Source organism: Pseudomonas sp. RIT411 (genome assembly GCF_003057735.2).
In the GTDB taxonomy this organism is placed as follows: domain Bacteria; phylum Pseudomonadota; class Gammaproteobacteria; order Pseudomonadales; family Pseudomonadaceae; genus Chryseomonas; species Chryseomonas oryzihabitans.
On sequence record NZ_QBIZ02000016.1, the window covers coordinates 59,996 to 83,508 of the forward strand.

At 66.1% G+C, this 23,513-nt stretch carries 23 protein-coding genes and 1 other RNA gene; 12 read left to right on the forward strand and 12 right to left on the reverse strand.

Annotation, left to right across the window (positions count from 1 at the left end):
* The 9 genes from mraY to rsmI form a co-directional block, all read right to left on the reverse strand.
* Positions 1-1,083, reverse strand: coding sequence for a phospho-N-acetylmuramoyl-pentapeptide-transferase (gene mraY / locus DBY63_RS19275; RefSeq protein ID WP_007162057.1), 1,083 nt, complete (start codon positions 1,081-1,083; stop codon positions 1-3).
* Positions 1,083-2,450, reverse strand: a complete 1,368-nt coding sequence (murF, locus tag DBY63_RS19280) for a UDP-N-acetylmuramoyl-tripeptide--D-alanyl-D-alanine ligase (RefSeq protein WP_108582589.1) — start codon at positions 2,448-2,450, stop codon at positions 1,083-1,085. The genes mraY and murF overlap by 1 nt, the downstream gene beginning before the upstream one ends.
* The gene (locus DBY63_RS19285) at positions 2,443-3,912 is read right to left on the reverse strand and encodes a UDP-N-acetylmuramoyl-L-alanyl-D-glutamate--2,6-diaminopimelate ligase (RefSeq protein WP_108582590.1); all 1,470 of its coding nucleotides are present in this window, start codon (positions 3,910-3,912) and stop codon (positions 2,443-2,445) included. Before DBY63_RS19285 ends, murF begins: the two co-directional genes overlap by 8 nt.
* Positions 3,909-5,666, reverse strand: a complete 1,758-nt coding sequence (locus DBY63_RS19290; protein ID WP_027600786.1) for a penicillin-binding transpeptidase domain-containing protein — start codon at positions 5,664-5,666, stop codon at positions 3,909-3,911. Before DBY63_RS19290 ends, DBY63_RS19285 begins: the two co-directional genes overlap by 4 nt.
* Positions 5,663-5,956, reverse strand: a complete 294-nt coding sequence (gene ftsL, locus DBY63_RS19295) for a cell division protein FtsL (protein ID WP_007162061.1) — start codon at positions 5,954-5,956, stop codon at positions 5,663-5,665. The genes DBY63_RS19290 and ftsL overlap by 4 nt, the downstream gene beginning before the upstream one ends.
* Positions 5,953-6,894: a 16S rRNA (cytosine(1402)-N(4))-methyltransferase RsmH gene (gene rsmH / locus DBY63_RS19300; RefSeq protein WP_074583909.1), complete on the reverse strand. Its 942-nt coding sequence runs from the start codon at positions 6,892-6,894 to the stop codon at positions 5,953-5,955. Before rsmH ends, ftsL begins: the two co-directional genes overlap by 4 nt.
* Before the next feature lie 2 nt (positions 6,895-6,896).
* Entirely contained in the window at positions 6,897-7,352 is a 456-nt protein-coding gene (gene mraZ / locus DBY63_RS19305) for a division/cell wall cluster transcriptional repressor MraZ (RefSeq protein ID WP_007162063.1), read from the reverse strand.
* A 288-nt stretch (positions 7,353-7,640) separates the two neighbouring features.
* An RNA gene (gene rnpB / locus DBY63_RS19310) (RNase P RNA component class A) lies at positions 7,641-7,996 on the reverse strand.
* Between the two features lie 61 nt (positions 7,997-8,057).
* Positions 8,058-8,903 (reverse strand): 16S rRNA (cytidine(1402)-2'-O)-methyltransferase, encoded by an 846-nt coding sequence (gene rsmI, locus DBY63_RS19315; RefSeq protein WP_108582591.1) that lies wholly within the window; start codon positions 8,901-8,903, stop codon positions 8,058-8,060.
* 122 nt (positions 8,904-9,025) lie between these two features.
* Here rsmI and DBY63_RS19320 point away from each other — a divergent pair, with 122 nt between their 5' ends.
* From DBY63_RS19320 to DBY63_RS19335, 4 genes are read left to right on the forward strand one after another with little or no spacing between them, the layout of a single operon-like run.
* Positions 9,026-10,813 carry a penicillin-binding protein activator gene (locus DBY63_RS19320; RefSeq protein WP_108582592.1) on the forward strand — a complete coding sequence of 596 codons (1,788 nt, stop codon included), beginning with the start codon at positions 9,026-9,028 and terminating at the stop codon, positions 10,811-10,813.
* The gene (locus DBY63_RS19325) at positions 10,810-11,184 is read left to right on the forward strand and encodes a YraN family protein (RefSeq protein ID WP_007162066.1); all 375 of its coding nucleotides are present in this window, start codon (positions 10,810-10,812) and stop codon (positions 11,182-11,184) included. Before DBY63_RS19320 ends, DBY63_RS19325 begins: the two co-directional genes overlap by 4 nt.
* A 32-nt stretch (positions 11,185-11,216) precedes the next feature.
* The gene (locus tag DBY63_RS19330) at positions 11,217-11,810 is read left to right on the forward strand and encodes a phosphoheptose isomerase (RefSeq protein ID WP_007162067.1); all 594 of its coding nucleotides are present in this window, start codon (positions 11,217-11,219) and stop codon (positions 11,808-11,810) included.
* On the forward strand, positions 11,807-12,379 hold the full coding sequence (locus DBY63_RS19335; RefSeq protein WP_007162068.1) for a BON domain-containing protein: 573 nt from the start codon (positions 11,807-11,809) through the stop codon (positions 12,377-12,379). The genes DBY63_RS19330 and DBY63_RS19335 overlap by 4 nt, the downstream gene beginning before the upstream one ends.
* Before the next feature lie 65 nt (positions 12,380-12,444).
* Here DBY63_RS19335 and DBY63_RS19340 read toward each other — a convergent pair whose 3' ends face one another.
* Positions 12,445-12,681 (reverse strand): DUF2171 domain-containing protein, encoded by a 237-nt coding sequence (locus DBY63_RS19340; protein ID WP_027600263.1) that lies wholly within the window; start codon positions 12,679-12,681, stop codon positions 12,445-12,447.
* Positions 12,682-12,829: 148 nt separating this feature from the next.
* Here DBY63_RS19340 and DBY63_RS19345 point away from each other — a divergent pair, with 148 nt between their 5' ends.
* On the forward strand, positions 12,830-13,483 hold the full coding sequence (locus tag DBY63_RS19345) for a sulfite oxidase-like oxidoreductase (RefSeq protein WP_108582593.1): 654 nt from the start codon (positions 12,830-12,832) through the stop codon (positions 13,481-13,483).
* Positions 13,484-13,490: 7 nt separating this feature from the next.
* Here the strand turns inward: DBY63_RS19345 and DBY63_RS19350 are convergent, their stop codons facing one another.
* Together DBY63_RS19350 and DBY63_RS19355 are read right to left on the reverse strand one after the other, a co-directional pair.
* Positions 13,491-13,895, reverse strand: coding sequence for a hypothetical protein (locus DBY63_RS19350; RefSeq protein WP_007162071.1), 405 nt, complete (start codon positions 13,893-13,895; stop codon positions 13,491-13,493).
* Positions 13,892-15,112, reverse strand: coding sequence for an N-acetylmuramoyl-L-alanine amidase (locus tag DBY63_RS19355; RefSeq protein WP_007162072.1), 1,221 nt, complete (start codon positions 15,110-15,112; stop codon positions 13,892-13,894). Before DBY63_RS19355 ends, DBY63_RS19350 begins: the two co-directional genes overlap by 4 nt.
* Positions 15,113-15,392: 280 nt before the next feature.
* Here DBY63_RS19355 and osmE point away from each other — a divergent pair, with 280 nt between their 5' ends.
* From osmE to DBY63_RS19390, 7 genes are all read left to right on the forward strand, one after another.
* A complete protein-coding gene (gene osmE, locus DBY63_RS19360; protein ID WP_007162073.1) occupies positions 15,393-15,731 on the forward strand; it encodes an osmotically-inducible lipoprotein OsmE in 339 nt (112 codons plus the stop codon).
* A gap of 192 nt (positions 15,732-15,923) precedes the next feature.
* Positions 15,924-16,445, forward strand: a complete 522-nt coding sequence (locus DBY63_RS19365) for a hypothetical protein (protein ID WP_007162074.1) — start codon at positions 15,924-15,926, stop codon at positions 16,443-16,445.
* 372 nt (positions 16,446-16,817) lie between these two features.
* Entirely contained in the window at positions 16,818-18,653 is a 1,836-nt protein-coding gene (gene ilvD / locus DBY63_RS19370) for a dihydroxy-acid dehydratase (protein ID WP_108582594.1), read from the forward strand.
* Positions 18,654-19,125: 472 nt separating this feature from the next.
* Positions 19,126-20,319: a carbohydrate porin gene (locus DBY63_RS19375; RefSeq protein WP_037006708.1), complete on the forward strand. Its 1,194-nt coding sequence runs from the start codon at positions 19,126-19,128 to the stop codon at positions 20,317-20,319.
* Positions 20,320-20,382: 63 nt separating this feature from the next.
* On the forward strand, positions 20,383-21,411 hold the full coding sequence (locus DBY63_RS19380) for a sugar ABC transporter substrate-binding protein (RefSeq protein WP_007162077.1): 1,029 nt from the start codon (positions 20,383-20,385) through the stop codon (positions 21,409-21,411).
* Positions 21,412-21,517: 106 nt separating this feature from the next.
* Positions 21,518-22,600 (forward strand): ABC transporter permease, encoded by a 1,083-nt coding sequence (locus DBY63_RS19385; protein ID WP_007162078.1) that lies wholly within the window; start codon positions 21,518-21,520, stop codon positions 22,598-22,600.
* A complete protein-coding gene (locus DBY63_RS19390) occupies positions 22,600-23,367 on the forward strand; it encodes an ATP-binding cassette domain-containing protein (protein ID WP_042137188.1) in 768 nt (255 codons plus the stop codon). The genes DBY63_RS19385 and DBY63_RS19390 overlap by 1 nt, the downstream gene beginning before the upstream one ends.
* Positions 23,368-23,513 lie beyond the last annotated feature (146 nt).

Below are 23,513 nucleotides of genomic sequence, written 5' to 3' on the forward strand. Positions count from 1 at the left end.
TTACCTCAGCTTCAGGGTGGCGAGACCGAACAGGACCAGGATCACGGTGATGATCCAGAAGCGCACGATGACCCGCGGTTCGGGCCAGCCCTTCAATTCGAAATGGTGGTGGATCGGCGCCATGCGGAAGACGCGCTTGCCGGTCAGCTTGAAGGAGGCGACCTGGATGACCACCGAGAGGGTCTCCATGACGAAGACGCCACCCATGATGAACAGCACCACTTCCTGGCGGACGATCACGGCGATGGTGCCGAGGGCGGCGCCCAGCGCCAGGGCGCCGACGTCACCCATGAAGACCATGGCCGGATAGGTGTTGAACCAGAGGAACCCCAGGCCCGCGCCGATCAGGGCGCCGCAGAAGACGATCAGCTCGCCGGAACCCTCCACATAGGGAATCAGCAGGTAGTCGGCGAATTTCACGTTGCCCGACAGGTAGCAGAAGATGCCCAGGGCGCCGCCGACCATCACGGTGGGCATGATCGCCAGGCCGTCGAGGCCGTCGGTGAGGTTGACCGCGTTGCTGGAGCCGACGATGACGAAGTAGGTCAGCACAACGAAGAAAATCCCCAGCGGGATTTCGATGTTCTTCAGCAGCGGCAGGATCAGCGTGGTTTCGATGGGCGCCTTGGCCGTGACATAGAGGAAGATCGCCGCCCCCAGGCCGAATACTGATTGCCAGAAGTACTTCCAGCGACTGGGCAGGCCCCGGGAGTTCTTCTCGATCACCTTGCGATAGTCGTCGACCCAGCCGATGGCGCCGAACAGGAAGGTCACCGCCAGCACGGTCCAGACGTAACGGTTGTGCAGATCGGCCCACAGCAGGGTGCTGATGCCGATGGTGGTCAGGATCAGGGCGCCGCCCATGGTGGGGGTGCCGGACTTGGACAGGTGCGACTGGGGGCCATCGTTGCGCACGGCCTGGCCGATCTGGCGGATCTGCAGGGTGCGGATCATCCAGGGGCCGAGCCACAACGACAGCAACAGGGCGGTCAGGACGCCCAGAATGCCGCGCAGGCTGAGGTATTGGAAGACGGCGAAGCCCTTGTAGAACTGTTGCAGGAACTCCGCCAACAGCAGCAGCATCAGTGTTTCTCCTCGGTATTAATGGCGCAGAGCGCGGCGACGACCTTGTCCATCGCGGCGCTGCGGGATCCCTTGATCAGCAGGGTGGTTCCGGCCCGGTCCTCGTCCGCCAGGGCCTCGATCAGCTGTTCGCGATCGGTGAAATGCCGGGCCTCGGCGCCGTAGGCGCGGGCCGCATGGGCCATGGCGGGACCGACGCTGTAGAAGGCGTCCACCTTGCCGCGGGCATGCTCGCCCACGTCGCGATGGCCCTCTTCGGTCCACTCTCCCAGCTCGGCGATGTCGCCCAGGACCACCACCCGACGGCCCGGCAGGGCCGCCAGCAGGTCGATCCCGGCTTTCACCGACGCAGGGTTGGCGTTGTAGCTGTCGTCGATGACCTGGGCACCGCGCTGGCTGGTGCGGGTCAGGGTGCGGCCCTGGACCGGTGCCGCGGTGGCGAGGCCACGGGCGACGGTGGCCAGCTCCAGGCCCAGGCTGAGGGCGGCGGCAGCCGCGGCCAGGGCGTTGCCGACGTTGTGGGCACCCAGCAGTTGCAGGGTGACCGGCGCCTCGCCCTGGGCGGTGTGCAGGAGGAAGCTCGGGCGGCCCTGGGCGTCCAGGGTGACCGCGCTGGCGCGGACGTCGGCGCGGGCATCCAGGCCGAAGGCGACGACCTTGCGACCGGCCGCGCGGCGCTGCCAGGTCTCGAAGGCCACGTCGTCGCGATTGAGGACCACGGTGCCACCCTCGCCCACGCCTTCGATGATCTCGCCCTTGGCCTCGACGATACGATCGACGCCGCCGAATTCGCCCACATGGGCCTGGCCGGCGTTGGTAATGATAACGACATCCGGGCGTGTCAGGCTCACGGTGTAGGCAATGTCACCGACATGGGAAGCACCCAGCTCGATGACGCCATAGGCATGCTCGGCGGCCAGTCGCAGCAGGGTCAGGGGCGCGCCCAGGTCGTTGTTCAGATTGCCTTGGGTAGCCAGGGTGGCACCCTGCTGACGCAGGATGGCGGCGAGCAGCTCCTTGACCGTGGTCTTGCCACTGGAGCCGGTCACGGCGGCGAGCCGCCCCTGGAACAGGTCACGATTGAAGGCGCCCAGGCGACCCAGCGCCAGGCGGGTATCGGCCACCACCAGCTGGGGCAGGTGCACTTCGGGGACGGCACGCTCGACCAGGGCCGCTGCGGCGCCCTGGGCAGCCACGTCGGCCAGATAGGCATGACCATCGAAGCGCGGCCCGGTCAGGGCGACGAAGAGCTGTCCGGCCACGGCCTTGCGGCTGTCGGTGCCGACGCCGTCGAACAGGGTATCGGCGCCCAGCAGGTTGCCGGTCAGGGCCTCGGCCACTTCGGTGAGGGTGAAGGATCTAAGCATGCTGTCGCTCCCAGGCGGTCAGGGCCCGCTCGGCCTGGTCGAGATCGGAAAAGGGATGGCGGACACCGGCGATCTCCTGGTAGGGCTCGTGGCCCTTGCCAGCCAGCACCACGATGTCCTGGGCGGTCGCCGCGGCCACGGCCTGGGCGATCGCCACCTCGCGCCGGCCGGCGAAGCTCACCTGCTCGGGCTGTGCGAAGCCGGCGCGGATGTCGGCGACGATGGCGGCCGGATCCTCGGTACGGGGGTTGTCGTCGGTCACCACCACCTGATCGGCCAGGCGCTCGGCCACCGCGGCCATCTCCGGTCGCTTGCCGCGATCGCGATCGCCGCCACAGCCGAACACGCAGACCAGACGACCCTCGGCACCCACATGGGGCCGCAGGGCGGTGAGCACCTTGTCCAGGGCGTCGGGGGTGTGGGCGTAGTCCACCACCACCAGCGGCCGCCCAGCGCCGCCCAGGCGCTGCATGCGTCCGGCCGGGCCCTGCAGCTGCGGGAGGATGGCGAGGATGTCGGCCAGTGCATGACCGAGACCCAGCAGGGCACCGATGGCGGCCAGCAAATTGCTCAGGTTGAAGCGCCCGATCAGCTGGCTGCGCAGCTCGCCGGTGCCCTGGGCGGTGACCAGCTGGGCGCGCACGCCGTGGTCGTCGAACCGGATGGCCTGGCAATGGAGGCTGGCGGCCGGATCGCTCAGGCTGTAGGTCAGGGTCGCGGCCGGGCTGGGGCGAGCCGCCAGCTCGCGGCCAAAGGCGTCATCCAGATTGAGGACGCGGGTGCCGAGCCCGGGCCAGGCGAACAGCTGGGCCTTGGCTTCGCCATAGGCGACCATGGTCCCGTGATAATCGAGGTGGTCGCGGGAGAGATTGGTGAAGACCGCGACCTTGAAGGCCAGCGCCGCCACCCGGCCCTGGGCCAGGCCATGGGAAGAGACTTCCATGGCCACGGTGGCGGCGCCACCCTCGGCCAGTTCGGCCAGGGTCGCCTGCAGCTTGAGGGCATCCGGCGTGGTATGGCGGCCTTCGGCCAGGGCGCCATAAAAGCCGCTACCCAGGGTGCCGACGATGCCGCAACGCTGACCGAGCAGGTCGCAGGCCTGGGCGATCAGCTGGCTGACACTGGTCTTGCCATTGGTACCGGTGACGCCGACTAGCGCCAGGCGCCGGCTGGGCTCGTTGTGAAAACGCCCGGCGATGGCGGAAAGCTGGGCGGCCAGACCCTCGACGGCAATCAGGGGAATGTCCAGGGTCGGCAGCGCAGGGGCGTCCTTCGCTTCGTAGGCGATGGCCGCGGCTGCGCGCTCGGCGGCAGCGGCGATATGGGCGCGGCCGTCGCTGTGCAGACCGGGAATGGCGAGGAACAGCGAGCCCGGGCGGACTTCGCGGCTGTCCAGCGCCAGACCGCCGATATCGACGGCGGCGGTGGCTTCAGGCAGGAGGTCGGTCAGCAGACGGCTCATCGATCACGCTCCCCGACCAGCAGCGGTTTGGCGGCAGCCTGGGCCTGGGCCTGCTGCACGGGCAGCGGCTGCAGGTTGTCCGGCTGGATGTTCATCAGGCGCAGGGCACCGGACATCACGCGGCTGAACACGGGCGCCGAAACCACGCCGCCGTAGTAGCCGCCCTTGCTGGGACGATCGATCACCACCACCGCGGCCAGGCGCGGATTGCTGGTGGGGCCGAAGCCGGCGAACAGCGAGCGATAGGAATTCTCGGCATAGCCACGGGTACCGGTGCTGGTCTTGCGCGCGGTACCACTCTTGCCGGCGACGTGGTAGCCCGGCACCTGGGCGCGGAAGGCGCCACCGGGGGCTTCCACGACCTGTTGCAACATGCCCTGCAGAGTCTTGGCAACGCGTTCTTCCACTGCCTGATCGCTGGGCGGGGCCTTGTCCAGGCGCACCATGGACAGCGGCACCGAGCGACCGTCGTTGGCCAGCACCGAATAGGCGTGGGCCAGTTGCACGGCGGTCACCGCCAGGCCATAGCCATAGGACAGGGTCGCGGTCTCGGCCGGACGCCAGTTGCGATGGTTGGGCAGATTGCCGACCCGCTCGCCGGGAAAGCCCAGACCGGTGTCCTGGCCGAGGCCGACGGCGCGCATGGCGTTGTAGATGTTCTCGCCACCGACGTCGAAGGCGATCTTGCTCATGCCGACGTTGCTGGACTTGATGAGGATGCCGGTCAGGTCCAGGGCGCCGTCGCTGTGGGAGACGTCCTTGATGGTGTAGCGACCGATCTGCAGCGAACCGGGATAGACGTTGACCTTGTCGGTAGGCTTCCAGCGGCCGCTGGCGAGCGCGGCGGTCATGGAGATCGGCTTCATCACCGAACCGGGCTCCATCACGTCGATCATCGCCCGGTTGCGCATGGCGGCCGGTTCCAGACTGCGGCGATTGTTGGGGTTGTAGGTGGGCATGTTGACCATCGCCAGGACCTCGCCGGTCTTGACGTCGACGATGGTCAGGCTGCCGGCCTCGGCTTCGAACTGGGTCAGGGCGTTGCGCAGTTCGCGCGCCGCGAGATACTGCAGGCGCAGGTCGATGGACAGCGCCAGGGTATTGCCCGGCTTGGCGTTCTTGGCGACCTGGACATCGCGGATCAACCGGCCGCGGCGATCCTTGACCACTTGGCGACGACCCGGCACGCCGGACAGCCACTCGTTGAACGCCAGTTCGATGCCTTCGCGCCCGTGGTCGTCGATGTCGGTGAAGCCGACCACATGGGCCGCCACTTCACCCGCCGGATAGAAACGCCGAAATTCCTCGATGTCGTAGACACCGGGAATCTTGTGCGCCTTGACCTGGGTCATCACCGCATCGCCCTGCTCGGGCGTGAGGCCGCGGGCCAGGTAGAGGAATTCCTTGCTGGCGTTCTGCTCGATGCGCTTGGCCAGTTCCGCCCGTGGCTGGCCGACGGCATCGGCCAGGGTCGCCCAGCGATCCTCGGCACCCAGCAGTTCCTTGGGATTGATCCACAGGGTGGTGACCGGCGTACTCACGGCCAGGGGTTCGCCGTTGCGGTCGGTGATCAGGCCGCGGTGCGCGGGAATGGGGATGGTGCGCACGCTGCGCGCATCGCCCTGCCCCTTCAGAAAGGCCCGGTCGATCACGTGCAGATCGACGATGCGCCAGATGATGGTGCCGACCATGACCAGCAACAGCCCGATGATGAGGCTGAAGCGCCATGGCAGGCGCGCGATCAGGCCTTTCACGGATTGACCATCCGAATTTCGGCCGGATCGGGGATGCGCATCTGCAGCTGGCCGCTGGCCAGGGCCTCGACGCGGCTGTGGGCGGTCCAGGTGCTCTGCTCCAGCAGCAGCCGGCCGTATTCGGCCTGGGCCTTGTCGCGGATGGCCATTTCGCCATAGAGGGTGTTGAGCAGCTGGCGATTCCAGTGGGCGCTATAGGCCACGGCCACCGCCGACAGCAGCACACCGGCGAACAGCACCAGCATGACGCTGCTGCCCAGGGGCAGTTTCTTGACGAAGAGCCGGCTCATTTCAGCTTCTCGGCAACGCGCATCACGGCGCTGCGCGCGCGGGGATTGGCGGCCAGTTCGGCGTCGCCGGCATAGACCGGCTTGCCCAGCAGGCGCAGCGAGGGCTCGAAGACCGTAGCGCGGATCGGCAGGTCGCGCGGCAACTGGTCGGCCTCGCCCTTGGCCAGCCGGCGCATGAACTGTTTGACGATGCGATCTTCCAGCGAGTGGAAGCTGATCACCACCAGCCGGCCACCCACGGCCAGCTGCTCGTAAGCGGCCTGCAGGCCCTGCTCCAGATCGCTCAGCTCGCGGTTGATGTAGATGCGCAGACCCTGGAAGGCGCGCGTCGCGGGATGCTTGCCCTTTTCCCAGGCCGGATTGGCCTCGGTGAGCACCTTGGCCAGGTCGCCGGTGCGCTCGAAGGGCTGGACCTCACGGCGCTGCACCACGGCACGCGCCATGCGCTTGGCGAAACGCTCTTCGCCGAATTCCTTGAATACCTGGGCGATGTCGGCCTCGGGCGCGGTGGCGATCCAGGCGGCGGCGCTCTGCCCCCGACTCGGATCCATGCGCATGTCCAGGGGGCCGTCCTGCATGAAGCTGAAACCGCGCTCGGGATCGTCGAGCTGGGGCGAGGACACGCCCAGATCCAGCAGCACGCCATCGACCTGACCGGACCAGCCCCGGCCGACGAGTTCATCGCCCAGCTCGGCGAAGCTGCGCTGGACGATCTCGAATCGCGGGTCTTCCGTGGCCAGGGCCTGGCCGGCGGCGATCGCCTGGGGATCCTTGTCGAAACCCAGCAGCCGCCCTTCTCCACCCAGCAGGCGCAGCACGGCCCGGCTGTGTCCGCCGCGGCCGAAGGTGCCGTCCAGATAACGGCCGGCAGGCTGGATCGCCAATGCCTGTACGGCCTCGTCCAGGAGAACGGAGACGTGGTGGAAGACTGGGTTCATGGTCACAGGATCAAATCGCGCATTTCATCCGGCATACCGCCGGGTTCCTTAATCGCCAGGAGATCCGCGTCGCACACGGCACTCCAGGCATCCTCATCCCATAACTGGAACTTGTTGAGCTGCCCGACCAGCATCACGCGCCGGTCCAGCTTGGCGTATTCACGCAGGCGCGGCGGAACCAGGAAGCGGCCACTGCCGTCGAGCTCCAGATCCACCGCATTGCCGATCAGCAAGCGCTGCAAGCGGCGAGTCTCCTCGCGTAGCGAGGGCAACTGCCGCAGCTTGCTTTCGATGATTTCCCATTCCGGGAGTGGATAGACGCAAAGGCAGGGGTCGACGGCATCGATCGTCACGATGAGCTGGCCGGCACAACGCTCCAGCAGCTCGTCACGATACCGGCTCGGCATCGCGGCGCGCCCCTTGGCGTCGAGACTGATGGCGTTCGCTCCCCGGAACAATTTCGCGTCCTCTAATAGGCTGTCCTTGCCATTAAATCCCACTTCGCCCCACTTCGTACCACCGGCCGCCACTATATTGAGGAGGGCCGCTTTCAGTCAAGGTAAGCGAGGGGGTTCCCAGGCCGCGTGGGACGGGGATTTCGAGCAAATTGCACGAGTTCACGACCAGGACGAACGACATCGATTTCCGACAAACGGAAATGAAGTCAATTGATTGGCTCAATTGATTAAAGTGATGTCTCAAGAAGAGGTCACAAGCCCGGGCGCAGGGGCCCAGGAGGGAGGGGGTGCGAGAGCCGACCTGTAAGCCGGGTTCTGTCGAGGACAGTCATTCCTCTGGGACAACCATCGCTGATTGCCTCTAGCGACCTACCCGAATCCAGCGCGGGCCACGCCTATGGATTCCTATTTGGTCTTGCTCCAGGTGGGGTTTACCTAGCCACGAACTGTTGCCAGCCGTGCGGTGCGCTCTTACCGCACCTTTTCACCCTTACCGGCGCTTGCGCGCTTAGGCGGTTATTTTCTGTGGCACTTTCCGTAGGCTCACGCCTCCCAGGCGTTACCTGGCACCTCGCCCTATGGAGCCCGGACTTTCCTCCCTCGCAACCCTTGCGGATCACGACAGCGACTGCCCGGTCGGCTCTCGCGGCGCAAGGGTATAGAGACTGGGGGCGGATAACAAGGAAAGATGCCCACTAATTCGCCCTACTCGCCCTTGCGCTCCAGCGCCAGCTGATAGAGCAGATTCTTGCGCGCGCCGGTGATCTGGGCGGCCAGGGCGGCGGCGCGCTTGATCGGCAGCTCGGCCAGCAGCAGATCGAGGATGCGCAGGGTCTCGGCATCGACCTCGGTATCCTCGGGCGCCGCCCAGCCGGCCACCAGCAGCACGCACTCGCCGCGCTGCTGATCCAGATCCGCGCGGATCCAGGCCAGCAGCTCGCCGGCGGGCAGGCCGCGCAGGGTCTCGAAGGTCTTGGTCAATTCGCGACCCAGCACGATGTGCCGTTCAGGCCCGAAGGTGCTCACCATGTCGGCCACGCAATCGTCGAGCCGATGGGGCGCCTCGTAGAAGATCAGAGTGCGCGGGTCTTCGCGCAGGGCCGCCAGCCGCCCCTGCCGGCCCACCGCCTTGGCGGGCAGGAAGCCTTCGAAGCTGAAGCGATCCGAGGGCAGCCCGGCCGCGGAAAGCGCCGCGATCAGCGCGCAGGCGCCCGGTATCGGCGAGACCTTGATGCCCTGGGCGCGCGCTGCCCGCACCAGATGGAAACCCGGATCGGAAATCAGCGGCGTGCCCGCATCGGAGATCAGGGCGACATCGTCCCCCGCCAGCAGCCGGGTGATGAAGCGGCCACCGGCATCGCGCTCGTTGTGGTCGTGGCAGGCCGCGAGGGGCGTCTCGATGCCGAAATGGCGCAGCAGGCGCGCCGAATGACGGGTGTCTTCGGCGGCGATCAGGGCCACGTCGCGCAGCACCTTGAGCGCGCGGGCGGTGATGTCGTCCAGGTTGCCGATGGGCGTGGCAACCACATAAAGAGTACCCGGCGAAATCATGATGAAACCTGACGGACTGGAAATAGCCCAACAGTGTACGCCGCTCTCGCCCTCGGCGTTCGCAGCGCTTGGGTGCTGTGAGACAATCGCCCCTTTCCAGACATTTGCTCAGGAACCACAGCATGAAGTTCCGCCTGCGTCCGCTGCTCTGCGCCACCGCCTTCGCCCTGCTCGCCGCCTGCAGCAGCTCGCCCGTCAACAACTCCCTCGGCGACCTGCCCCAGCCCAGCCAGGCCAGCATCGAGCAACTGCTGAACCAGGCCGGCTCCAGTCAGTCCGAGCAGGCCAATCTGCTGCGCCTGACCGCCGCCGACAAGGCCTATGCCCAGCAGAACGCCCGCGAAGCGCGGCAGATCCTGGGCTCCATCAATCTCGAAGTCCTCAAGCCGGCCCAGCAGATGTTCGCCCAGACCCTGCTGGCCCAGCTCGACCTGCTCGACAAGCAGCCGGCGCAGGCCGTCAAGCGCTTCGACCATCCGAGTTTCGCCCAGCTGGGCGAATTGCCGGCCCAGCAGCAGATCCGCAGCGGCCTGACCAAGGCCGACGCCCAGGCCGCCAACGGCCAGCCGCTCGCCGCCGCCCAGGAGCGGATCTTTCTCGGTCCGCTGCTGGACGGCGATGCCGCCCACGACAATCGCGAGCAGATCTGGCAACTGATCACCAGCCTGCCGGATGCGCAACTGCGCCAGAGCGTGAAGGACGCCGATCTCAATGGCTGGCTGGCGCTGGCCGCCATCACCCGCGGCAACCTGGCGCTGGATCAGCAGCTGGCCGCCATCGAGGACTGGCAGAAGCAGCACCCCGGCCATCCCGCCGCGCGCAACCTGCCCGATGATCTGGAGCGCCTGAAGACCCTGGCCCGGGAACCGCTCAATCGCGTCGCCCTGCTGCTGCCCCTGCAGGGTCAGCTCGCCGGCGTCTCCCGCGCGCTGCAGGACGGCTTCATGGCCGCCCGCTACGAAGCCCTGGCCGCCGGCCAGAGCGCTCCGGCCGTGACCGTCTACGACAGCACCCAGATGGGCTCGCTGGACGCCTTCTACCGCCAGGCCCAGGCCGCCGGTATCCAGTTGGTGGTGGGTCCGCTGGAGAAGAACTTCGTCAAGCAGCTCGGCGATCGCCCGCAGCTGCCGATCAACACCCTGGCGCTGAACTATGGCGACAGCCAGGGCGCTCAGCCGCCGCAACTCTTCCAGTTCGGCCTGGCCGCCGAGGACGAGGCCCGCGAAGCCGCGCGCCGCGCCTGGGCCGATGGCAAGCGCAGTGCCGGCGCCATGGTGCCCCAGGGTGACTGGGGTGCCCGCGTGCTGGCTGCCTTCCAGAACGAGTGGCAGCAACTGGGCGGTCGCCTGGTCGCCGCCGAGCGCATCGGCCAGCCGGTCGAGATCGCCAATCGCATCAGCAGCCTGCTGCAGATGCGCCAGGGCATGGACTTCATCTTCCTCGCCTCGACGCCGGCCCAGGCCCGTCAGATCAAGCCGATCCTGGTCTACCAGAACGCCCGCGATCTGCCGGTGTACGCCACCTCCAACCTCAACAGCGGGGTCAATGAACCCGGCGTGAACCAGGATCTCAACGGCATCCTGTTCTGCGAAACGCCCTGGCTGCTCGACCCGAGCAATCCGCTGCGCGCCAAGATCACCGCCCAGTGGCCCCAGGCCGGCACCAGCATCGGTCGCCTCTACGCCATGGGCGCCGACGCCTACCTGCTGGCGCTGCATCTGCAGCAGCTCAAGGCCCTGCCCAACTCCGAGCTGCCCGGCCTGTCCGGCAACCTGAGCGTGGCGCCCGATCAGCGCGTGGTGCGTCACCTGCCCTGGGCGGAATTCCGCAACGGCGTGGCCCAGCCGCTGCCGGCCAGCAATGCGCCGCTGCCCACCACCAGCGTGCCGGCCTCGCTCAGCACCCCGTGAAGCAGGCGCCGCACCTCCAGCGCGGCCGGCAGGCCGAGGATCGCGCGCTGCAGTTCCTGCAGACGCGCGGTCTGCGCCTGCTAGACCGCAACTGGCGCTGGCAGGGTGGCGAGCTCGATCTGGTCATGCTCGACGGCGATACAGTAGTATTCGTCGAGGTACGCGCCCGCAGGCATACCGCCTGGGGCGGCGCCGCGGAAAGCATAGATGCCCGCAAGCGGCAGCGACTGGTCAACAGCGCCGCCCTCTTTCTGCAATCCGAAGCGCGCTGGGCCAAGCGGCCCTGTCGTTTCGACGTGATCGCGATCGGCCCCGGGGCCGACGCATCCCCTCAGGCACTCGAATGGATCAAACAGGCCTTCGACGCCTGAGGCCCTCTACAGCACAGGTCAAAGATATCGCGATGGACACCCACGCCCGCATCCAGAAACTCTTCCGGGACAGCATCGAAACCAAGCGTCAGGCCATGGAAGTCCTGATTCCGCATATCGATCTGGCCAGCCAGGTCATGGTTGCGGCCCTGCTCAACGAAGGCAAGATTCTCACCTGTGGCAACGGCGGTTCCGCCGGCGATGCCCAGCACTTCTCCTCGGAACTGCTGAATCGCTTCGAGCGCGAGCGTCCCAGCCTGCCGGCCCTGGCCCTGACCACCGACACCTCGACGCTGACCTCCATCGCCAACGACTACAGCTACAACGAGGTGTTCTCCAAGCAGATCCGGGCTCTGGGTCAGCCGGGCGACATCCTCCTGGCCATCTCCACCAGCGGCAACTCGGCCAACGTGATCCAGGCGATCCAGGCCGCCCACGACCGCGAGATGACCGTGGTCGCCCTCACCGGCCGCGACGGCGGTGGCATGGCCTCCCTGCTGCTGCCCGAAGACGTCGAGATCCGCGTGCCGGCCAAGGTCACCGCCCGCATCCAGGAAGTGCACCTGCTGGTGATCCACTGCCTGTGCGACCAGATCGATCAGCAACTGTTTGGAAGCGAAGAATGAAGAAGGCTCCTCTGCTCGCCATCCTGGCGCTGTCCTTTGCGGTCGCCGGCTGCAGCAACGTGGTCACCGCCAGCCGCGACAAGCCCATCGACGACAACCGCGGCACCCGTACCCTGGGCAGCACCGTGGACGATGCCCTGATCGAGACCAAGGCCTCGGTCAACATCTCCAAGGCCAATGCTGATCTCGCCAGCTCGCACATCGTGGTGGTGAGCTACAACGGCGTGGTGCTGATCGCTGGCCAGACGCCGCGGGCCGATCTCAAGGCCCAGGCCGAACAGGCCGTGCGCAGCGTGCAGCGGGTCAAGACCGTCCACAACGAACTGCAGGTGACCGGCAACTCCTCGCTGCTGGCGCGCAGCAACGATTCCTGGCTGACCACCCGCATCAAGACCCAGATGTTCGCCGACGAGGACATCCCCGGCTCGCGCATCAAGGTGGTCACCGAAAACGGCATCGTCTACCTCCTGGGCCTGGTAACCCAGCAGGAAGCCGCCCACGCCGTGCAGCTGATCCAGAGCGTCTCGGGCGTGCAGCGCATCGTCAAGCTGTTCGAATACATCAACTGATCCCTATTCGCCGGCCAACAAAAAGCCCCGCCAGTGCGGGGCTTTTTGTTGCTGTGCCAGGCGCCTCAGGCGGCCTGCCACTCGCGCTCGGCTTCGTCGCGGGTCTTGACCAGGCGCACCTGGCTGCCTTCCACGGACTGGACCCAGCTCAGCGGGATGTAGTGGTGCTTGCCCTGGGCATCCTGATCGCGCTTGGTCAGCTTGATGCGATCGGCGCCTTCCATATGGTCGACGGTGCCTACGTGCTGGCCGTCCGAACCGACGACTTCCGCATGCTCTTTGATCTGGGTTGCATCTACCATGGTCGTTCTCCGGCAGGTTAAGAAAAAGGAGGCGCCTCTCTGAGTGCCTGCAGGATAGGAGGCGCAAGAAGCCGTCTGGGTTCGGCCTGTGCCGACGAAAGGCCATCATGGCGGTCAAAAACCCACGACCCGTGAAGAGGATCCCTCGATGAGCGATGAGCCAAGCAAGCTGACCCGTTCCAAGGAGCGCTGGGCCCAGGAGGGCCGTTTCCTCACCGGCCAGGGCGCCCGTCCGGAAAGCGAGCGGTTGCCGCCCGGCCAGCATCGCGTCAGCAACTGGCCGGTCCTGGATCTGGGGGTGCGGCCGGAGGTCAGCCGGGAGCGCTGGCAACTGGCGGTGACCGGCGCAGTGCGCAGGACGCTGCGCTGGAACTGGGAGACCTTCGCGGCGCGGGCGACCAGCCAGGCCGTCAGCGACATGCACTGCGTCACCACCTGGTCACGCTATGACAATCACTGGATCGGCCTGCCGGTAAGCGAATTGCTCGACGAGGTGCAGCCGCGGGACGAGGCGACCCATGTGCTCCTGCACAGCTACGACGGCTACATCACCAACCTGCCCCTGGCGGATTTCGCCGCACCGGGCGCCTTGCTGGTCCACAGCTGGGAGGGCCAGCCGCTGACCGCCGAGCACGGCGGGCCGGTGCGGGCAATGATCCCGCACCTCTATCTGTGGAAGAGCGCCAAATGGCTCAGGCGCATCGACTTCCGGGTCGGCGACACGCCGGGCTTCTGGGAGATGCGCGGCTATCACGACCGCGGCGACCCCTGGCAGGAACAGCGCTACGCCGACGACGCCTGAAGGCGTCTCAGCGCGCCGCCGGAGCCAGCTGCAGCTCCACCGGATCGCCGGGGTTGAGGCTGCGGATACGGAATTCGTCGCGCGAGAGGCTGAGGATTTCCGTGGGATAGGTGATGCCTTCCTCGATCAGGTTCAGACCCTTCTCGGTACGCGTCCAGCGGCCCAGGGAGGGCTGGCTGCTCGGCGAGGCCATCACCAGGGTGCCATCGCTGAGAAAGACGTAGAGCATTCCCGGCTCGATGCTGTTGCTGGTCTTGATCTGCCAGACCTTGTTGACGAAGCCTTCCTGGGCACTGCCCTGCTTGTCGCCACCGCCCTGACCGTAGCCGATCAACCCGGCCACGACACAGAGCGCACCTATCACCAGCACCACTACGCGCCAGTAACGACGCGCCTTGTCTTGCAAACTCATGTCACTCCTTGGGTGTTCTTGAGGCTGGCCAGGTAGGTGCCCAGCGGGGGGCGCTCCTGGAAATAGCCATGCAGTCCGGCAAAGATGGAATCGGCCAGCTGCTTCTGGTGGCGACTGTCGAGCAGGCGTCGGCAATCGCGATCATTGGAAATGAAGCCCGTCTCGACCAGGATCGAGGGGATGTCGGGCGATTTGAGCACAGCGAAGCCTGCCTGCTCCACTCGTTTCTGGTGCAGGTTGGTGATGCTCGACAATTGCCCCAGCACCTTGTGGCCCAGGTCCAGGCTCGACGAGATGGTGGCGTTCATCGACATGTCCAGCAGCACGCCGGCGAGCATGGGGTCGCGGCCCTTGAGAATCTCGTTGGCGCCGATCAGGTCGACGTTGTTCTCGCTGTCGGCCAGGAAGCGCGCCGTGGTGGAGGTCGCGCCCCGCTCCGACAGGGCATAGACCGAGGCACCGTAGGCGGTGCGGCGTGGCGCGGCATCGGCATGCACCGAGACGAACATGTCGGCGTTGTAGCTGCGGGCAACCTCGACGCGCTTGCGCAGCGGCACGAAGAAGTCGTCGTTGCGCACCAGCTTGGCCTTGAAGCCCTTCTGCAGATTGATCCGCCGCGCCAGATTCTGCGCCACGATCAGGGCGATGTCCTTTTCCCGATCACCGCGCGCGCTCAGCGCTCCCGGGTCCTTGCCGCCGTGACCGGCATCGACCACCACCATGATGTCGCGACCCGTGGCCAGGCCCTTGCCGCGCTTGACCTCCAGCGGCGGCTCGGCGTCGACCGGCTTGCGCGCAGCCACCGCCGGCGCCCCGGCCCGCTTGAGATCCAGCACCAGGCGATTGGCCGCGCCTTCGCCCGGACCGAGGATGAAGCTCTCTACCTCCACCGGATGGGCCAGTTCCAGCACCACCCGGGTGTCCTGGGCGCCGTAGTGGGCGCTGCGCACGGCGCGCACCGGCGACCCCTGCAGGGCGAGATGATTGAGTACCGCCGGCGCCTGGGTATCGGCGAGATCGAGAATGATGCGGTCCGGCGCGACCAGGGTGAAGGTCTTGTAGCGGACCGGCCCGGTGAGATCGAACACCAGGCGGAGCTTGTCGGCATCCTGCCAGGCCCGGGCACCCTTGAGTTGCTGCCGGGCGGCGAACGCCGGCAACCCGACGGGCAAGGTCATGCCAGCCAGGATCAGATTGAGCAGACGACGGCGATTCATGAGGTCCTCGCGAGAAACGAGAAACGGCTGGGGAAGTTACAACATAACGCTAAAGATCGCCTGCCGCCTGGCCCCTGTCAACTGCCGTTCGGACAAAATAATCCTTAAAAAACGGGGGCATAGCGTTCGTTTGCAGAATCAGCTTTAGATACAGTCACTTGCCGTCGCCAGTGGGTGATCCGTCAAAGCGGCAAACGGCGAGAAGTGCGACGGAGAGCGAATTTATCGGCGCCGCCATCGTCGAAGTGTCAGGCACTTCCGCCTTTGAAGGGATCACACCATGAACAAGAAGATTGCAGTCGCGACCGCCCTGCTGGCTGGCACCGTGCTGGCGGGCTGCGCCTCGGTAAAGAACACCGCCGACTACACCGTGGGCCGCGTCGAATTTCGCGAGCAACCCCTGGTGAAGCAGGTGGACAAGGGCATGAGCAAGGCTGACGTGCTGCGCATCGGCGGTACCCCGTCGAGCACCTATACCCGCAAGTACCGCCCCGGCACCTGCAACAACTATGTGCTCAACAAGGACGGCAAGGAGCAGGTCTATTCGATCGGCTTCGATAGCATGAACCGCGTCGACAGCAAGGACTTCGAAACCTGCGAAAGCGCCGACCGCGCCTGAGCCGGGCACTGACCGGCCAGCCAGGCCGGGTGTCCTGAAGGACGCTGGCGGCGTCTGATGGACAGGATGGGCGAGCGGCAGCACCATGGGCCCTCGCCATCCCCGACCGCTGCGCCAACCTCCTGCACTGTGGATCGACGCAGGCGCGGCCAGCGCCGCCAGGCTCTACCCATCGTTCCAAGGAATTCAGGCATGTCCAGACGTCACCTCATACTCACAGCTGCGGTGCTTTCCCTGACTGGCTGCGGTGGCTATGACTACAGTTGCGATGCGGCCAAGACCGCCGAGCTGGTCCGTCAGCAATACGCCCAGACCATCAACGAGATCTATGCGGACGACATCGCCGCCGGCCAGCCCGCGCTGGAAGCCGGCCAGGTCTCGCTGGTCGACATCAAGACCCAGGAAGAACCCTCGGACAGCGGCGAAGCGGGCTTCTATACCTGCAACGCGACCGTCGAGGCCACCTGGCCCAAGGCCGCCCTCGAACGCCTGGCGCCAGCCGCCGCCCAGCTGGCCAGCGTCGGCGCCATCCTCGAGAACGGCCACCTGCGCCATGCGCTGAGCTACGAATCCTCGCTGGAAGGCAGCGACCAGCAGCGCGTCGACATCACCCTGCCCGAAGCCGTGGACCTGAGTCTCAAGACCCTGGCCGGCCAGGAGCCCATGGACGAATACCTGGAAGACGCCCCCGACGGCGAACAGGAAGCGCCCTAGGCCTTGCCTGAAAAGTGCCTGCGCTCGGTCATGCGGCGTTAAAAATCTGTTCGGAATGCTCATTTACCATTTGTAAACTCCGCTTCCTCACAGATTTTTGCCTTGCAGGACCTTCGCTCGGCGACTTTCAGTCAAGTCCTTCCCCTTAGACGCCGGCCTGCTGTGCAGTGCTGGCGCCCGGGTGTATGATCCAGACTCCCCTCCGCCAGCATCCTCCGGCGGGTTCGTGAGCCCTGGCACCCCCTGTGGAGATCCCGCATGGCGTTGCCGCCCTCCGGCCCGGCAACCGTCACTCCGCGTTTGCACCGTGCCTCGTCTGCGCTCACGATGACCAGAACCGTGATCTAGAAAGCCGCCTCGGAGAGACGCTTCATGCCTGACTATCGCTCGAAAACCTCCACCCAGGGCCGCAACATGGCTGGCGCCCGGGCGCTCTGGCGCGCCACCGGGATGAAGGACGAAGACTTCAAGAAGCCCATCATCGCCATCGCCAACTCCTTTACCCAGTTCGTGCCGGGCCACGTCCACCTCAAGGATCTCGGCCAGCTGGTCGCCCGCGAGATCGAGAAGGCCGGCGGCGTGGCCAAGGAATTCAACACCATCGCCGTGGACGACGGCATCGCCATGGGCCACGACGGCATGCTCTATTCGCTGCCCAGTCGCGAGATCATCGCCGACGCCGTGGAATACATGGTCAATGCCCACTGCGCCGATGCCCTGGTGTGCATCTCCAACTGCGACAAGATCACCCCCGGCATGCTGATGGCCGCCCTGCGCCTGAACATCCCGGTGGTCTTCGTTTCCGGCGGTCCCATGGAAGCCGGCAAGACCAAGCTGGCCAGTCACGGCCTGGACCTGGTGGACGCCATGGTCATCGCCGCCGACAGTTCGGCCAGCGACGAGAAGGTCGCCGAATACGAACGCAGCGCCTGCCCCACTTGTGGCAGTTGCTCGGGCATGTTCACCGCCAACTCCATGAACTGCCTGGTCGAGGCCCTCGGCCTGGCCCTGCCCGGCAACGGCTCGACCCTGGCCACCCACGCCGACCGCAAGGAGCTGTTCCTGCAGGCCGGCCGCACCATCGTCGAGCTGTGCCGCCGCTACTACCAGGAGAACGACGAGTCGGCGCTGCCGCGCAGCATCGCCTCCTATGCGGCCTTCGAGAACGCCATGACCCTGGACATCGCCATGGGGGGCTCGACCAACACCATCCTGCACCTGCTGGCCGCGGCCCAGGAAGCCGAGGTGGACTTCGACCTGCGCAACATCGATGCCCTGTCGCGCAAGGTGCCGCAGCTGTGCAAGGTGGCGCCGAACATCCAGAAGTACCACATGGAAGACGTGCACCGCGCCGGGGGCATCTTCAGCATCCTGGGCGAACTGGCCCGTGGCGGTCTGCTGCATACCGACCTGCCCACCGTGCACAGCCGGACCCTGGGCGAAGCCATCGAGCACTGGGACATCACCCTGACCCAGGACGAGGCGGTGAAGACCTTCTTCCGCGCCGGTCCGGCCGGCATCCCGACCCAGGAAGCCTTCAGCCAGGCGACCCGCTATGACAGCCTGGACGACGATCGCGCCGAGGGCTGCATCCGCTCGGTCGCCCATGCCTATTCCCAGGAAGGCGGCCTGGCGGTGCTCTACGGCAACATAGCCCTGGACGGCTGCGTGGTGAAGACCGCCGGCGTGGATGAATCCATCCATGTGTTCGAAGGCAATGCCAAGGTGTTCGAGAGCCAGGACGCCGCCGTGCGTGGCATCCTCGCCGACGAGGTCAAGGCCGGCGACATCGTCATCATCCGCTACGAAGGGCCCAAGGGCGGCCCGGGCATGCAGGAGATGCTCTACCCCACCAGCTACCTGAAGTCCAAGGGCCTGGGCAAGCAGTGCGCCCTGCTCACCGACGGCCGCTTCTCCGGCGGCACCTCGGGCCTGTCGATCGGCCATGCCTCGCCGGAAGCGGCAGCGGGTGGCGCCATCGGCCTGGTGCGCGACGGCGACAAGGTGCTCATCGACATCCCCCAGCGCAGCATCAACCTGTTGGTGAGCGACGAAGAGCTGTCCCACCGCCGCATCGAGCAGGACAAGCTGGGCTGGAAGCCGGCACAACCCCGTGCCCGCCGCGTGACCACCGCACTCAAGGCCTACGCCCTGCTGGCCACCAGCGCCGACAAGGGCGGCGTGCGCGACAAGGCCCTGCTGGGCTGATTCGCGCCCTCCGGGCGACGGCATCCGTCGTCGCCCGGACGCTCCGCCCCACCTTCCCTCCTGCTCTCCCGCTCTATTCCGCCCTTCCGCTTGCGCTCCTTTCTCTGCGCTTCGCCTATGGCTTCTTCAGCAGGAGCAGTCCTCGCCATGACCCCATTCCAGAGGGGTTTCACAGTTGCTTGGCTTGCTATTTTTGTAGAAGCACAGCTTGTGATTCAGCTCACACATCGCTGTAATCGAGCCGCTAGGCCGTTGAGTGATCAAAGGCTACCCTCCGTCTGCCGCTGAATTGATTCAGCGATAAGTTTGTAGTCAGGTTGGGTTCCAATGGTCACACCTATGTCGATCTTCCGCTGGAGCACGGCGGGTCAGGTGCAGGCCAGGCACTGAGTTACACAACAACAATAAATAGGGAACATAAATGAATAAGAAAAAGGCTATGCCCTTGGCCAGGGTTTCGGTCGCGTCCTTGATGAGCACTCTTCTGCTGATTCCTGCGGCTAACGCCCTGGAAACCACCGGTTACTTCCGTACCGGCCTCGGTGATTCCTCCGGTTCCGACTCCATGCGCTGCTTCAAGCTGCAGGGTGCCCAGTCCAAGTACCGTCTGGGCAACGAGTGCGAGCAGTACGGCGAGCTGGCGCTGAAGCAGAATGTCTTCAATCTGGACGACGGCTCGGCAATCGGCGTCTATGGCATGGGCAGCTTCTTCAACAGGTACGATCGCACCCCGACCTTCAATGGCGACAACGGCGAGATCCGCGCGGTCCAGGCCTATGCCTACTGGAACAACATCGCCGCGCTGAACGGCGGCAACCTCTGGGCCGGTCGCCGTTACTACAAGCGTAACGATATCCACATCTCCGACTTCTTCTACTGGAACCAGAGCGCCACCGGCGGTGGTATCGAGGACGTCAACATCGGCGGCCTCAAGTACAGCCTGGCCTTCTCGCGCAAGGACAACCAGAACCAGAAGGACTTCCAGAACCGCATCGACTTCAACGTCGCCGGCTTCAACACCAACCCCAATGGCTCGCTGGAAATCGGCGTCAGCTACCTGGACAAGCCCAGCAACCAGCCCAACGCCAACAGTGGTGTCGCGGTGACGCTGCAGCACAAGCAGGCCAACTTCATGGGCTGGGGTGGCGTGAACACCTTTGCCGTGCAGCGCGGCCAGGGTCCGGGCACCGCCCTGGGCAGCACCGGCGATCCCACCCTGAGCAGCGCCGACGTCTCCTATCGCGTCGTCGACTACTTCGACTGGCAGATCAGCCGTTACTGGGGTGGCCAGATCGCCGCGGTCTACCAGAAGGACGAGCGTCCCAATGGCAACGACCTGCGCTGGACCTCGCTGGGTGGCCGTCTGGTCTACGGCATCACCGACCAGTTCAAGTTCTCCACCGAACTGGGTCATGACCAGGTGCAGGCCCCGGGTGGTACCCGCAAGCTGACCAAGCTGACCCTGGCACCCACCTGGTCGCCCAAGGGTCCGGAATTCAAGTCGCGCCCCGAATTCCGCCTGTTCTACACCTATGCCGCCTGGAACCGGGCAGCCCAGCAGGCGGCCGATGAATTCGACGCCGGCTCCGCGCTGTCGAGCACCGGTACCTTCGGCAACGATCTGCACGGCTCCAACGTCGGCTTCCAGATCGAGCAGTGGTGGTAACAGCTCCACGGCGACCGACGCGCTGTCGGTCGCCTTCCCGTCTCTGAACCCGAGCGCACAACAATGAAAAGAACCGTCTCCCTCGCGTCCTTCGCCGGTTGCCTGTTGGCCGCCGCCCTGGCCAGTGGCACCGCCCAGGCAGCCCCTGTGTCCGCCTGCCTCATCACCAAGACCGATACCAATCCCTTCTTCGTGAAGATGAAGGAAGGTGCCACCGCCAAGGCCAAGGAGCTGGGGGTGACGCTCAAGGCCTACGCCGGCAAGATCGACGGCGACAGCGAAAGCCAGGTGGCCGCCATCGAGACCTGCATCGCCGATGGCGCCAAGGGCATCCTCATCACCGCCTCCGACACCAAGGGCATCGTGCCCAATCTGCAGAAGGCCCGCGAAGCCGGCCTGCTGGTGATCGCCCTGGATACCCCGCTGGATCCGGTGAGCGCCGCCGACATGACCTTCGCCACCGACAACCTGCTGGCCGGCAAGCTGATCGGCCAGTGGGCGCGGGAAACCCTGGGCGACAAGGCCAAGGACGCGCGGGTGGCCTTTCTCGACCTGAACGCCTCCCAGCCCTCGGTGGACGTCCTGCGCGACCAGGGCTTCATGCTCGGCTTCGGCATCGACCCCAAGGATCAGAGCCGCATCGGCGACGAGACCGATCCGCGCATCGTCGGCCACGACGTGACCAACGGCAACGAAGAAGGCGGCCGCGCCGCGATGGAGAATCTGCTGCAGAAGGATCCGACCATCAACGTGGTGCACACCATCAACGAGCCGGCCGCCGCCGGTGCCTACGAGGCGCTCAAGGCCGTGGGTCGCGAGAAGGACGTGCTGATCGTGTCCATCGACGGCGGTTGCCCGGGCGTGCACAACGTCGCCGACGGCGTCATCGGCGCCACCTCCCAGCAGTACCCGCTGCAGATGGCGGCCCTGGGCATCGAGGCGATCAAGACCTTTGCCGACACCGGCAAGAAGCCGACCCCGACCGAGGGCAAGAGCTTCGTCGACACCGGCGTGAAGCTGGTGACGGACAAGCCGGTCCCTGGCATCCAGTCCATCGACAGCAAGACCGCCCTGCAGAAATGCTGGGGCTGATGGCCCCTCGTCTACGCTAGAGGAGACCGATCGCCCCGCCTGAGCCCTCCGGGTCCGGGTGCGGGCGATCGACTCTCGGCCGCTTTCCCGCTTTCAGGAGATTGCCATGAGCGATCCGACCTCACCCTCTCCGTCCGGCCAGCCCTTCGAACAGGTGCTCAAGCACAGCGCCACGGAGGTCGCCTCCTTCGCCCGTGACGAGCGCAGCCCGCTGGTCAAATTCCGTCACTTCCTGCATTCACGCCCCTCGGCGGTCTCGCTGCTGGTGCTGCTGCTGTCGCTGGGCATCTTTGGCGCCCTCCTGGGCGGCAAGTTCTTTTCCGCCTTCGCCCTCACCCTGATCCTGCAGCAGGTCGCCATCACCGGCATCGTCGGCGCGGCCCAGACCCTGGTGGTGGTCACCGCCGGCATCGATCTCTCGGTGGGCGCCATCATGGTGCTGTCCTCGGTGGTCATGGGCCAGTTCACCTTCCGCTACGGCCTGCCGGTGGAGCTGTCGATCCTCTGCGGCCTGGCGGTGGGCACCCTGTGCGGCATGGCCAACGGCTGGCTGATCGCCCGCATCAAGCTGCCACCCTTCATCGTCACCCTGGGCATGTGGCAGATCGTACTCGCGGCCAACTTCCTCTATTCGCGCAACGAGACCATCCGCGCCCAGGAAATTGGCGCGACCGCGCCGCTACTGCAGGTGTTCGGCGACAATTTCCGCCTGGGTGGCGCGGTCTTCACCTATGGCGTGATCGCCCTGGTGGTGCTGGTCGCCCTGCTCTGGTACGTGCTCAACCACACCGCCTGGGGGCGCCACCTCTATGCGGTGGGCGACGATCCCGAGGCCGCGGCGCTGGCCGGGGTCAACGTCCGCCGCATGCTAATCACCGTGTACGGGCTGTCCGGACTCATCTGCGCCTTCGCCGGCTGGGTGCTGATCGGCCGCATCGGCTCGGTCTCGCCCACCGCCGGGCAGTTCGCCAACATCGAGTCCATCACCGCCGTGGTGATCGGCGGCATCTCGCTGTTCGGCGGCCGCGGCTCCATCCTCGGCATGCTGTTCGGCGCCCTGATCGTCGGCGTCTTCGCCCTCGGCCTGCGGCTGCTGGGCACCGACGTACAGTGGACCTATCTGCTGATCGGCACGCTCATCATCGCGGCCGTGGCTATCGACCAATGGATCAGAAAGGCGGCCAGCTGATGACTACCGAACCCCTGCTCATGGCCCGTGGCCTGGTGAAGCGCTATGGCCGCGTCACCGCCCTCGACCACGCCGACTTCGACCTGCTGCCCGGCGAGATCCTCGCCGTGATCGGCGACAACGGCGCCGGCAAGTCCTCGCTGATCAAGGCCATCTCCGGTGCCCTGCGGCCCGATGAAGGCGAGATCCGCTTCGAGGGCCAGCCGGTGCAGTTCGCCTCGCCCATCGCGGCGCGGCGGGCCGGCATCGAGACGGTCTACCAGAACCTGGCGCTGTCGCCGGCGCTGTCCATCGCCGACAACCTCTTCCTGGGTCGCGAATTGCGCAAGCCGGGGCTGCTGGGCACCCTCTGCCGCACCCTGGACCGCAAGGAAATGGAGCGCATCGCCCGGGAAAAGCTGTCCGAACTGGGATTGATGACCATCCAGAACATCAACCAGGCTGTGGAGACCCTGTCCGGTGGTCAGCGCCAGGGCGTGGCCGTGGCGCGGGCGGCGGCCTTCGGTTCCAAGGTGATCATCCTCGACGAACCCACGGCGGCGCTGGGCGTGAAGGAATCGCGCAAGGTGCTGGAGCTGATCCTCGACGTGCGCGCCCGCGGCATCGCCATCGTGCTGATCTCCCACAACATGCCCCATGTGTTCGAGATCGCCGATCGCATCCACATCCATCGCCTGGGTCGCCGCCTGACGGTGATCGATCCGCGCCAGCACTCCATGGCCGACGCCGTGGCGCTGATGACCGGCGCCCAGACGGTCGCCGCCTAGGCAGGCCTGACCCCGGGTCTCCCCGGCCACGGCCGACTGGGAGACCCGCGGCCGGCCCGAGCTCCGCTGATCCGGCTCCACAGGAAAAACCTGACTGGCCGCTCAAGTTATCTCCGGCAGGCACCGATAAAGTCGGACAATTAATT

Bases quoted from the DNA above. Each gene is read 5' to 3' on its own strand.
- DBY63_RS19320 (WP_108582592.1), top strand. From the start codon at position 9,026: ATGAAGTTCCGCCTGCGTCCGCTGCTCTGCGCCACCGCCTTCGCCCTG.
- DBY63_RS19365 (WP_007162074.1), top strand. From the start codon at position 15,924: ATGTCCAGACGTCACCTCATACTCACAGCTGCGGTGCTTTCCCTGACT.
- mraY (WP_007162057.1), bottom strand. From the start codon at position 1,083: ATGCTGCTGCTGTTGGCGGAGTTCCTGCAACAGTTCTACAAGGGCTTC.
- DBY63_RS19340 (WP_027600263.1), bottom strand. From the start codon at position 12,681: ATGGTAGATGCAACCCAGATCAAAGAGCATGCGGAAGTCGTCGGTTCG.
- DBY63_RS19380 (WP_007162077.1), top strand. From the start codon at position 20,383: ATGAAAAGAACCGTCTCCCTCGCGTCCTTCGCCGGTTGCCTGTTGGCC.
- ftsL (WP_007162061.1), bottom strand. From the start codon at position 5,956: ATGAGCCGGCTCTTCGTCAAGAAACTGCCCCTGGGCAGCAGCGTCATG.
- osmE (WP_007162073.1), top strand. From the start codon at position 15,393: ATGAACAAGAAGATTGCAGTCGCGACCGCCCTGCTGGCTGGCACCGTG.
- murF (WP_108582589.1), bottom strand. From the start codon at position 2,450: ATGCTTAGATCCTTCACCCTCACCGAAGTGGCCGAGGCCCTGACCGGC.
- DBY63_RS19390 (WP_042137188.1), top strand. From the start codon at position 22,600: ATGACTACCGAACCCCTGCTCATGGCCCGTGGCCTGGTGAAGCGCTAT.
- DBY63_RS19385 (WP_007162078.1), top strand. From the start codon at position 21,518: ATGAGCGATCCGACCTCACCCTCTCCGTCCGGCCAGCCCTTCGAACAG.
- DBY63_RS19345 (WP_108582593.1), top strand. From the start codon at position 12,830: ATGAGCGATGAGCCAAGCAAGCTGACCCGTTCCAAGGAGCGCTGGGCC.
- ilvD (WP_108582594.1), top strand. From the start codon at position 16,818: ATGCCTGACTATCGCTCGAAAACCTCCACCCAGGGCCGCAACATGGCT.
- DBY63_RS19350 (WP_007162071.1), bottom strand. From the start codon at position 13,895: ATGAGTTTGCAAGACAAGGCGCGTCGTTACTGGCGCGTAGTGGTGCTG.
- DBY63_RS19375 (WP_037006708.1), top strand. From the start codon at position 19,126: ATGAGCACTCTTCTGCTGATTCCTGCGGCTAACGCCCTGGAAACCACC.
- rsmH (WP_074583909.1), bottom strand. From the start codon at position 6,894: ATGAACCCAGTCTTCCACCACGTCTCCGTTCTCCTGGACGAGGCCGTA.
- DBY63_RS19335 (WP_007162068.1), top strand. From the start codon at position 11,807: ATGAAGAAGGCTCCTCTGCTCGCCATCCTGGCGCTGTCCTTTGCGGTC.
- DBY63_RS19330 (WP_007162067.1), top strand. From the start codon at position 11,217: ATGGACACCCACGCCCGCATCCAGAAACTCTTCCGGGACAGCATCGAA.
- DBY63_RS19355 (WP_007162072.1), bottom strand. From the start codon at position 15,112: ATGAATCGCCGTCGTCTGCTCAATCTGATCCTGGCTGGCATGACCTTG.
- DBY63_RS19285 (WP_108582590.1), bottom strand. From the start codon at position 3,912: ATGAGCCGTCTGCTGACCGACCTCCTGCCTGAAGCCACCGCCGCCGTC.
- rsmI (WP_108582591.1), bottom strand. From the start codon at position 8,903: ATGATTTCGCCGGGTACTCTTTATGTGGTTGCCACGCCCATCGGCAAC.